The organism is Methylobacillus draconifructus (assembly GCF_045984385.1).
Taxonomy (GTDB): Bacteria; Pseudomonadota; Gammaproteobacteria; order Burkholderiales; family Methylophilaceae; genus Methylobacillus; species Methylobacillus flagellatus_A.
Genome location: NZ_JBJQIJ010000006.1, coordinates 212,909 through 222,213, shown reverse-complemented (window position 1 = coordinate 222,213; position 9,305 = coordinate 212,909). Strand labels below are relative to the sequence as shown.

At 47.5% G+C, this 9,305-nt stretch carries 11 protein-coding genes and 1 pseudogene; all 12 read right to left on the bottom strand.

The window, feature by feature from the left end; translation table 11 throughout:
* Positions 1 to 1,297 precede the first annotated feature (1,297 nt).
* Positions 1,298 to 2,719: a type II secretion system protein gene (locus ACKF11_RS13950; protein WP_407997572.1), complete on the bottom strand. Its 1,422-nt coding sequence runs from the start codon at positions 2,717 to 2,719 to the stop codon at positions 1,298 to 1,300.
* A 109-nt stretch (positions 2,720 to 2,828) separates the two neighbouring features.
* Positions 2,829 to 3,104, bottom strand: a complete 276-nt coding sequence (locus ACKF11_RS13945) for an HU family DNA-binding protein (RefSeq protein ID WP_407997571.1) — start codon at positions 3,102 to 3,104, stop codon at positions 2,829 to 2,831.
* Between the two features lie 118 nt (positions 3,105 to 3,222).
* Positions 3,223 to 3,927 carry an A1S_2505 family phage non-structural protein gene (locus tag ACKF11_RS13940; RefSeq protein WP_407997570.1) on the bottom strand — a complete coding sequence of 235 codons (705 nt, stop codon included), beginning with the start codon at positions 3,925 to 3,927 and terminating at the stop codon, positions 3,223 to 3,225.
* Positions 3,928 to 3,935: 8 nt separating this feature from the next.
* Positions 3,936 to 4,196 carry a hypothetical protein gene (locus ACKF11_RS13935; protein ID WP_407997569.1) on the bottom strand — a complete coding sequence of 87 codons (261 nt, stop codon included), beginning with the start codon at positions 4,194 to 4,196 and terminating at the stop codon, positions 3,936 to 3,938.
* Between the two features lie 54 nt (positions 4,197 to 4,250).
* Positions 4,251 to 4,880 (bottom strand): HD domain-containing protein, encoded by a 630-nt coding sequence (locus tag ACKF11_RS13930; RefSeq protein WP_407997568.1) that lies wholly within the window; start codon positions 4,878 to 4,880, stop codon positions 4,251 to 4,253.
* Between the two features lie 2 nt (positions 4,881 to 4,882).
* The gene (locus ACKF11_RS13925) at positions 4,883 to 5,146 is read right to left on the bottom strand and encodes a hypothetical protein (RefSeq protein WP_407997567.1); all 264 of its coding nucleotides are present in this window, start codon (positions 5,144 to 5,146) and stop codon (positions 4,883 to 4,885) included.
* Positions 5,147 to 5,215: 69 nt separating this feature from the next.
* On the bottom strand, positions 5,216 to 5,623 hold the full coding sequence (locus ACKF11_RS13920; protein WP_407997575.1) for a peptide chain release factor-like protein: 408 nt from the start codon (positions 5,621 to 5,623) through the stop codon (positions 5,216 to 5,218).
* A gap of 18 nt (positions 5,624 to 5,641) precedes the next feature.
* Positions 5,642 to 5,896 (bottom strand): annotated as a pseudogene (locus ACKF11_RS13915) (PCRF domain-containing protein); the annotation flags it as partial.
* A gap of 33 nt (positions 5,897 to 5,929) precedes the next feature.
* On the bottom strand, positions 5,930 to 6,475 hold the full coding sequence (locus ACKF11_RS13910; RefSeq protein WP_407997566.1) for a protein-tyrosine phosphatase family protein: 546 nt from the start codon (positions 6,473 to 6,475) through the stop codon (positions 5,930 to 5,932).
* The gene (locus ACKF11_RS13905) at positions 6,472 to 7,212 is read right to left on the bottom strand and encodes a hypothetical protein (RefSeq protein WP_407997565.1); all 741 of its coding nucleotides are present in this window, start codon (positions 7,210 to 7,212) and stop codon (positions 6,472 to 6,474) included. Before ACKF11_RS13905 ends, ACKF11_RS13910 begins: the two co-directional genes overlap by 4 nt.
* A gap of 1 nt (position 7,213) precedes the next feature.
* Positions 7,214 to 7,939 carry a hypothetical protein gene (locus ACKF11_RS13900; protein WP_407997564.1) on the bottom strand — a complete coding sequence of 242 codons (726 nt, stop codon included), beginning with the start codon at positions 7,937 to 7,939 and terminating at the stop codon, positions 7,214 to 7,216.
* Positions 7,940 to 8,121: 182 nt separating this feature from the next.
* Positions 8,122 to 9,168, bottom strand: a complete 1,047-nt coding sequence (locus tag ACKF11_RS13895) for an RNA ligase family protein (protein ID WP_407997563.1) — start codon at positions 9,166 to 9,168, stop codon at positions 8,122 to 8,124.
* Positions 9,169 to 9,305 lie beyond the last annotated feature (137 nt).

The following is a 9,305-nucleotide window of genomic DNA, read 5'->3' as shown; positions in this document are numbered from 1 at the left end:
GCAATTACAAGCTGCTGTTCCTAATGGGTTATACCAGACATTAGAGCAAGCACCATTGGCGCTAAACATCAACTTTGTAATCCGACCAACAGAGCTTCCTTGACCTTTCCAGCTACCGGATTGGCAAGCTAGTCAAAAAAAACAGCTTCGAAGATGGCTTGATAACCAAGTGTTGGCCACGTACAAGGATTAACGAAAAAAGCCCATATAGCAGGCCCTGCTGTATTGGTAACGCCAAAAGAATTTGTCCCACCACAAACATTTACTGTTTTTAACATTGCTTTGGCAGATTGAGAAGGTAAAGCACCACCGCAATCAGATGCGGAAAAATTGAATGAATATGTACCAGGCCCAGAAAAGCCATATGCAATGTTTTTACTGCAAGTTGTTATTCGATTTGCAATACGTTTCCAGCTACCGGATTGGCAATCACATCAAGCCCATGCAAGAAATTGACCCTCCTGAAACAGACCATGAAGCTCCCGTAGGCACAATCACTCCGCTGGCTGTATTTCTTACACAAACCCCATTGTCATGCGAAGGCTGAACGACCGTAATACCTCCGATCTTAATTGTGAGTGTTTGCCCCGTGCAGAGTCCCATCTGAGTACACGATATTTGAATTGGCTTCCCGGTTGAGTTTGATCCGTTTAGCGGAATATCCAACCACGTTTGACCTTGGCCAACTCCTTGACCTTTCCAGCTACCGGATTGGCAAGCTAGTCAAAACACGTTGCCTCTGCCCAGGCGCTTACATTACCGCACGAGTTGGTATTGAGATACCAATTACCAGTTTGATAATAGATGCTTGATCTGGCGCCACAGTATAAAGATGCTCCCCCCAAGCCGGAACCGACAACTGATAACATGCAAAGCTTGTGAGGGCCTAAATTGACGACTTGGTTTGAAGTGGTATTCGAAGCATATTTCGTTTGCCTCAAAAAATTCATTTGCCCAGACCAGCTACCGGATTGGCAATTCAGCGAAGCTCCATCCACGTGGTATTAGACATTAAGTGCATAGATACTCGATACATCGCACGGGGAGGAATGATTGCATTGACGTTATGGTTATCATATGCACCTGTGAGTTCGTGCTGCTCGACTGCAATCATCATGCCGCCTACGGATATACTGTAATAGGCCCCAGAACTTGATGAGCCACCAGATACACTTATGCTTATTGCTCTGCCGGTGTTGTTTAAATAGTCAACATTAAAAGCACGTGATGCTGTCACATTCTGCCAAGTTTGACCATGCCCAATTCCTTGCCCAACCCAGCTACCGGATTGGCAAGACTATAGTCCCCATTCCGAAACCGTAAATCTGCCTGACCCACAGCCGTATGGATTTGAGGTTATAGAGTATGTTGATCCATTTGGTACAACAAATGAGAAAGACCCTACCTTACTACCTGTATCCATTGTGATACCAATAGAAGCAACTGCAATTCCATCAACCGTTGCATTCCCATTAATTCTATTTCCACATGTACCACCGACACCGTTAAAACCGTAGGCGGTCACAAAAACAAGGCTTCCAGAATTATTTACTCGGGTTGAAGACCCAAAATATGTCTGCTGAAATATGAATCGTCCAGTTGTAGATCCTGATGACTTCCAGCTACCGGATTGGCAAGACAGTATCAAACCAGTAGCGTCGCGGGCTACAAGGCCATTTGTTGCACAAACACTTCCTTCAGCGACGATATCGTTGACCTGAATTTTGCCCAGGGCAACTGTATTTGGAACGGTAAGATTGCCTGCGTCATCGATCATGAGTGCGACCCATGCAGAGCCATTGCAGGAATATGGGATGGGCTTGGTACCGACTGTAGGTGCGGTGATCAACCTGGTCTGCCAGATAGTAGACATAGTGCATGCAGGTAGACCTGCAGCCGTGCCCACAGGATCCTTCCAATACGCGCTACCTTGTTGCTGCCAGGTGCCATTTTGGCAAGACAGCACATCACCATTAGCCGTTGTAGCCAGCGCGCCAATATCAGGGCATGCAGCACCAGATATGGCCACCAGCAGGTTCTCGATGGATTGATTACCCATATTAAGGTTGCCAGTCATAGGGCGAGTGCCATCACGGCGCAAATATGCACTGAGATCCAGAGCGGAACCTTCACCAACACGCATTGCCAGGATGCCAGTTACAGCGCCTGCTGGATTCGCTGAGGTCCAACCACCAGCCTTACCATTGATCGCAGCTGGAGTACGAGTGCTGCCACCACCATCAGCGCCGATCGCATTGATCGCCTGGCCTAGCAGTGTTGCGTCGACCTGGTTGTCGATTGGATCCCTCATAGGTGTGGAGGTATAAGCCAGGCCTGCAATATTGCAATCCGTAGTGCAGGTAGCCGGTGATTTATTGATTGTGAAGTTGTAAGTGCCGCCATAGAAAGTATTGGCGTTGAAACCAGACTCCATGTAGCCGAGTGTTTTCAGCTCAGCCACCGTGGGGGCATGCGTATTAGCAACGCCTGCTACAGCGGTACCATCAACAATTGCGTTGAAGTTTGCCAGGGCATAATTGTAGAGCCCCTTGCCGGCTACCTTCATCTGCTCACCCTGGGATTTGGCCAGGGCCATGCGCAGCTCTTGTGCATCTTCCCTGATTTTAAGAGCGACCATGAGGGTCATGATGATTAAAACAATGCCGACTTCGACGAGCGTGAAGCCTTGCTGTTTGGATGCTTGTGAATACTTGTTCATGGCCTATTTCCAATGATTGAACATGCTTGGGTTATCGAGTAAGTGCTTTCGGAAACTACGCGCTTACGGAAACACTCACCGGGCATGGCGTGAACCATACCCGCGGGGGCTAAGTGTTGATCGCTGTCTTGAGGTTGGACCCAATCTTGAATACCACGCGATTGGACGCGGGCAGCTTGATCCGCTCGCCAGTTTTGGGATTGCGACCCAATCGAGCCTTGGTACGCTGCAAATTGAAGGCGCCAAAGCCTGTAATGCGGATTTCCTCGCCCCGTCGCAATGCCTTGGTAACTGCACTGGTAAAAGAATCTATGGCCAGGCGCGCAGAGGTAGTGCTAATTCCAGCGTCCTGAGCCAAGATGATGGCAAGCTCGTTTTTGGTCATACGTTCTCCTATACTATGCTTATCGAATACTACATAAGCAATTCTAATGGGAATATATGGTAAGTCAAGGGATAAAACGGGACACGCCATGCCCGGTAAAGATTTAAGTGGATTTTCCCTAACGCTTAAAGACTGAGCGTGGTTTTACTGGCGGCCTAAATAGGGAGTTGACGTCGAGCTTATAGATTCTTCGCTCTCCGGCGAATTGCAAATCATAGCTATCATTCACAATGATCATGTCGATGTAATTTTCAAAGAACCTGGCAAACTTGTTGATCTTGGCCACGGGCAAGCCGGTAATTTGAAGACCATCCCGTTCATCCAGGACAAAGTCTTTGGTGTCACCCAGGATGATGAGCCTGGAACTAGGGCTCAAGTTAGTCATGATTTTGTGTAGATCCACATTGGTCATGCCTGGCAGTACCAGCACAGTTTGATTGCTTTGCCTACCCACCAGCGGTTCCCAGGCAAATGGAAGAATGCAGTTGGCTGGCGCATCTTTAAATAATGGCGCAATGACTTCATCCTTGAAGCCAGCCAGCTCACACCCAATACGGGTTACAAAGAATGTGGTCGTGGAATTCCGCTTGGCATGCGATATGAACTTGGCGATGGCGGGCACAATGTCCGCCAGTGGCCTTGTCTTTACATTGAAGTCCTTGGTAGGGATGCCATAGGATCGGCCAGAAACGCCCTCGCCTACTCCATATGCAGCCGAAAATTCTTCTTTGGCGAACGCTGCAGCACCTTTGCCATGCCTGCCAGCCTGATTGGATCCAAATACAAAAGATACAGAATTGGAGGCCAGGTTGATTTTGATCATGGTGAGAGTTAGGGTCTTGGGCTGGATTTCTGAGACACGTTCTGATCTTGCTCAAGCGAGGACAGTACATAACCGCCCTCCGAGCCAGGCTTGTGAATGACGTCAAATCTGATCGTGCCCACCTCGAAGTACATGTAGTCAACGGCGCCTTCCAGCTCGACAGCTTCCAGCTCACTTTCAACAATACCTGTGGTTCTGTTCAAGGTAGCAGGCAGTTCATTTTCCTGAGTGGCGTTGCCAAGCACCAAAACGCCTTTGATATTTTCCATTGCACCAATTCCGAAGTTAGATGATGCTTTTATTATACCATATAGGAGATGTAGTTATTTTGGAGCTGGCCTATCGGTATTTCTCAGGTGACTGGGGATGCTCATGCCGAAATCTTCATATACGCTGACAATAACTTTGGTGGCCATCTCATATAACCCAGGGGCGCCCTCAGTTAGAAACTCCAGCAACAATGCCTTTTCTTGGATGTACTTCTGCGCGAACCGCCTATCAAGCTCCATTATCTTGCTGGTGTTGGAGATCACATCTGCCAGCTTGATGGACTTGCCATCAGGAGAAGCCAGGGCGTAGTGCTGCCTGTCAATTTCCATCCTGACGGCTCGATTGCCATCCGAAGGCCTGGAGATATCTGTAACCTCAAGAACCAGCTTCTGCACGCGTTCGCCAAAAAGAGCATGGATCTCATTTTGAATGAAAGCAGCATTCCGTCCAGCACCATCATCCTGAGTGTCTTCGACAACATCATGAAGCAAGGCGGCGATCAAAACGTCTTCATCTTGAGTCACACCCGAAAGGATGTTCATCACTTCGATCGGGTGAACGATGTAGGCGTCACCAGTGTATTTGCGCACCTGGCCAACCCCGATGTTGGTCTTCACGTGGGAATGGCTGGTGTTTGCATAAACAAGGGCACTAAATAAGCGATCGCTAAACAATCTGGTCATGCTCACCCTTTTACAGCCTTTTCCCCGAGTTCTTCCAGGAAGGCAAACGCCTCTTGTATTTCTGGGTCGCTTGTTTCCTGTTTGACGCGATCAAAATAATGATTGGAAAGCGCGGTCGAGAGCTTCAGGCACTCCAAGGGAGGAACACCTGTCAGTACAGTCTTCAACACCTCCAAACGCTGTTCAAACTGGCTGGCCGCATTCACACCATTGGCGCCGGCGCCCAAACCGCCAGTCGCACTAAACACTTCATTATCATTTTCCATAATTTCTCCTTTAATATATCACATACGCATTTATGCTAGGCTCAACAGGGTGTGACGTCAAGGTAGTTTTTAGGCGCTCTGCCTACCAAATAGATGCCCTTTGAGAACATCAGCAAGCCTGATCTTTAAATCCCCCTTGTGGTGGATCACAGTGTCATCCTGTTCTCTATAGGTGCGAATTTTGTCACCACGCATCCCAGATCCAACTTTATTTCTACGCTCACAATTCTCGATATCAGAATCTCGACCAGCCAAGGTATCAATCACCCTTTGCTGCAATACCGCCCAGGCCTGCGCCCTGCTTTGATGTTGTGACCTGGTATCAATCCTTACGCGGATATTGGTCGGCTTGTGCACCAGGGTGACTGCAGACTCGGTTTTATTGCGATGTTGTCCACCAGGCCCAGATCCACGCTGGGTAAACTCTTGAACATCGCTTGGATTGATAACATATGCGCGCGCCGGTTCATCATTCATCACGGCAACAGTCACTGTTGACGTATGGACACGCCCTTTACGTTCAGTAGGTGGGATTCGCTGCCAGCGATGGCCGCCAGATTCGGCGAGAAGTGGACGTACCGATTTCTCAGGTCCGTCTAAGGTAAGGATTCAGCCGAAGGACTGTTCTTGGTGGGAATGTTTAATGCCATGGTTTTCTGCATACTTGGCGTAGATGCCAGCCTGCTTGGCCACCAGCAATTTTGCGTCTTTGCCGCCCTCCCCAGGACGGATTTCAATACGAATTTTCATTTGAACAACCTCCATTAAATTAAAACTAGGTAATTAAGGCCTCCCAAGCTTTCTCAAATTCAGGATGCCAGGTGGGAGCTCTCCCAATGCCGGCTGTTCCTGCGCCGACACTTTGTCCAACAATCTAGCGAGCCTGGTATTTGCCTGGCTGCCATCATGCTGACCAATAATCAAATCAGCCCCATAGAACCGATTTATGAATTTCGCTACTGCTGCAGATCTTGAGGCCCCTACCTCACAATGAACCATGATGGCATAGGCATCCTGGCTGTCAGCTACCATCTCGGTGAATGCGAGTATTTTCTTGGCGTCATTATAATCGCAATATTCATTGCCATTGATCATGATGCGCCTGCCCGATTCATGCCCCACCAGGAGATCAGGGACATCAGTTACTTCCAAACCTGCCATCGACTCGTTCACATCATCAAATTCAAGTCGCAGGATGCCTTGAAATTCAATGCGTCTTAAGTTCGCCTGCTTGGCGCCACTATTGGTAATCGATATGGCAAAAGTAGGCTTTGTTGCCCTGAAAGCACATGCGTCCCTTTGCCCAAGAAATTGGACTTCAGTAATCACGGATTCATGCGCCGTGGTCGGTGATAGTTTTCAACCATAGTGATCGATGCCTTGGGGTTATTTCTTGCAATCCGGTCAATTTCAAATTCACAGACAATGCTCAGGTATTCTGGATCCTGCAGATTATCGACCACGTCAACAATGACTTCCTGTCTGGTCAGGTATGGTGTGCCATATCGATGATAGTTGCGCTTACTTTTAATAGCATCCATCAACAAGCTATAAGCAGATACCGTAAACGGTTGATCAAATCCGGAGATTTCAAATTTTGAATGCGGGCTAGCATCCAGCATTGCTTGAATTTCTTCAATATCTTCCGAAAATACTGTGGTCCCGAATGTGCCTTTGATAGGGCTAACATGGCTCATCTTCAGATAATAGCCATCTTCTAATTCCAACAGCGCTCCACACTCTTGAGAGATGAAATCCCTGGCAGTTTCAAAAAGTGGATTTGATTCGTCACCACTCTCAACAATATCAAGGTAACCTAAAATACGCTCCGTAAACACTTCCATAAGCAAGGTGCCATATTTGTTATTGCTTAATTTGCTAGCATCTATCAAATTTTGTGCATACCGCCTAATTGGGAGGTTGTACCATATGTTGGGGACCAGCACCTTAGCGCCGCTTACCTTGCTCTGGAACAGAATGTTGGCATTTTTGAAGTCATCGAGTGGCTTGAAGAGCTCATCACACGGCAATGATTGCATGAAAGTTGGTTTTTGCTCGGCTTGCATTTTAGAACTCCAGGTGTAATTTGTTACCAGATGCGACCTGAGTGCCTTTAAGCAGTAGGTCGAGGGACTTTTGGGCATGGACAAGGTTTTTCATACCAACGACGAATATTTGGTTGTTCCCAACATCACTTTTCTCTGCCAATTCCAGCATCTGGCCAGAAAGCTCTTGAATGACTTCCAGGGCACTCTCGATGAGCACTGGTGAGTTGTTTTTTATGTAAACAGGTACTTCAGCAGTGACAAGCTCGCTAAGCATCTTAGCCACGCTAATTTCTTCTGAATAGCTGCTCTCTATGTCGACCTGGCCAACGCTTCTTGAAGTCAGCTCAAAGTTTGCAGCTGAACCAGCTTTCAAAAGGGTTTGCGGGTCGTCACTTTGGGAATAGACGGTGGCAGAGGCAACCGCTGGCGCCTCTAAAATTGCAGAAAAAATGGTGTCACCTTGCTCATAAGCAATCAAGACATAATCAAGCTTCTCTGGATCCATGATGCTGAGCCTGACCAGATCGCCCAAGCTGTCATCCTTGATGATGCGCTGGTAGACCGTTGAACCACCGATTGCCGTTGGTTGTTGACCATCAAGCTCTAGCACAACTTCGACGATTTCACCTTTGAGCTCTGGGGTAATATCAGACAGTTGCGACACCCCCATAAAGTTGGCTATCCCACGAATCCTGGCAACAACTCCAAGGGAGTCTGTAAGGCGCAATGCAAAATCATGGTTCATGGGGGAAATCCCGCAACTTTAAATGATGCTTATATTATACCTACTTCGCAGTATATTTCAAGATACAAAGTTTTAAGTATTACAATTCAACAAGATAGCAACCACCCAATGTAATTAATATTTCTATCATCTCTGAATTAAATGAAAAAAAACCACACCCCGAAAGGTATGGTTTTCAAATTTTATCGGAAAGCTGGTCTGCGTGATTTCAAGTTGTTTGGCTTCACTTCTTGCCCTTGCATCCAGTGCTTATTGGTTTGCACGTGACCCTGACGTACGAACTTGGCAATTGCTTCCCTAAATTCGCCGTAATGGAATCCATCTGCCTTGCGGATAATGTAACCTTCAACGCTATCCCAGTCTGAATCTTGCCACAGTGCCTGGATCAATTTCTCATCGTACAAGCCATCATAAAGCAATGGCACTGACGTGATACCAAAGAGCTCAAACCATTCAATGGTCTCATCCCAGGATAGGCAAAAGTTACGCTCATTCCAGATGGAGAATCCCTGGAAATAACTCTCCAGGTTTTCATACACTATTGAATGTTGTGCATACAGATTCTCCCCACAGATACGCCACTGCTCTGGGATGTCGGCGGCAATGCTTGCCCAGAACCCTTTTACCCAGGATCTCGATGGGTGATTGCGACTGTCGACGCTACGGGCATGAATATGATCACGATACATGGAAGTGTTCTCACCATCCATCTTGACCGTCACAATGACCCGCTGCCCTTCAAATTGCTTCATGTTGGGCATCATTCGGTCGTCATCATTCATCCCAGGTGACCAGGGCACGTGATGTGTCCTTGGGTATTTGGCATAGTGTGTGAAATCACCCAACTTGCCACCCTTGGCCAGGATCTTCTGGACACTCTCATCATAGAAGAGCTCTCCCCGTAACCTGGTTCCATTCGGCATGATGGGGTTACCCCACTTGTCATATACCTGGTCTACGTAGAGGTGTGGTGGCAAAACAATCCGCCTGATACCACATGCTTCACGGACTTGCTCTACACTGAGTTCAGTGGTTTCGCACATGATATGGTGTTCATCACAAACTGAAGCGCCATTCTCGACGTAATACCCACCATCAGGCCATAGGCGACGTTCAATGATGTGGTGAGCTGTTACCTCTTTGTTGTCACAAAATACGCAGCAACCACCATCTCTCTCGAATGTAGCCTCCCTGAACTGATCTCGGGTGAGCAATTTTGGCGTACTCATGATAATTCCTTTTAAAAGATCAATCCTTACGGACGTAAAAAAACCGGCATTGAACCGGCTAGCTAGCTGTTCAAGGTGATTGATGGATTACATTTTGTTTCCTTAAATGAGATGCAAAGGTTGAAAAAAAGGCCAGT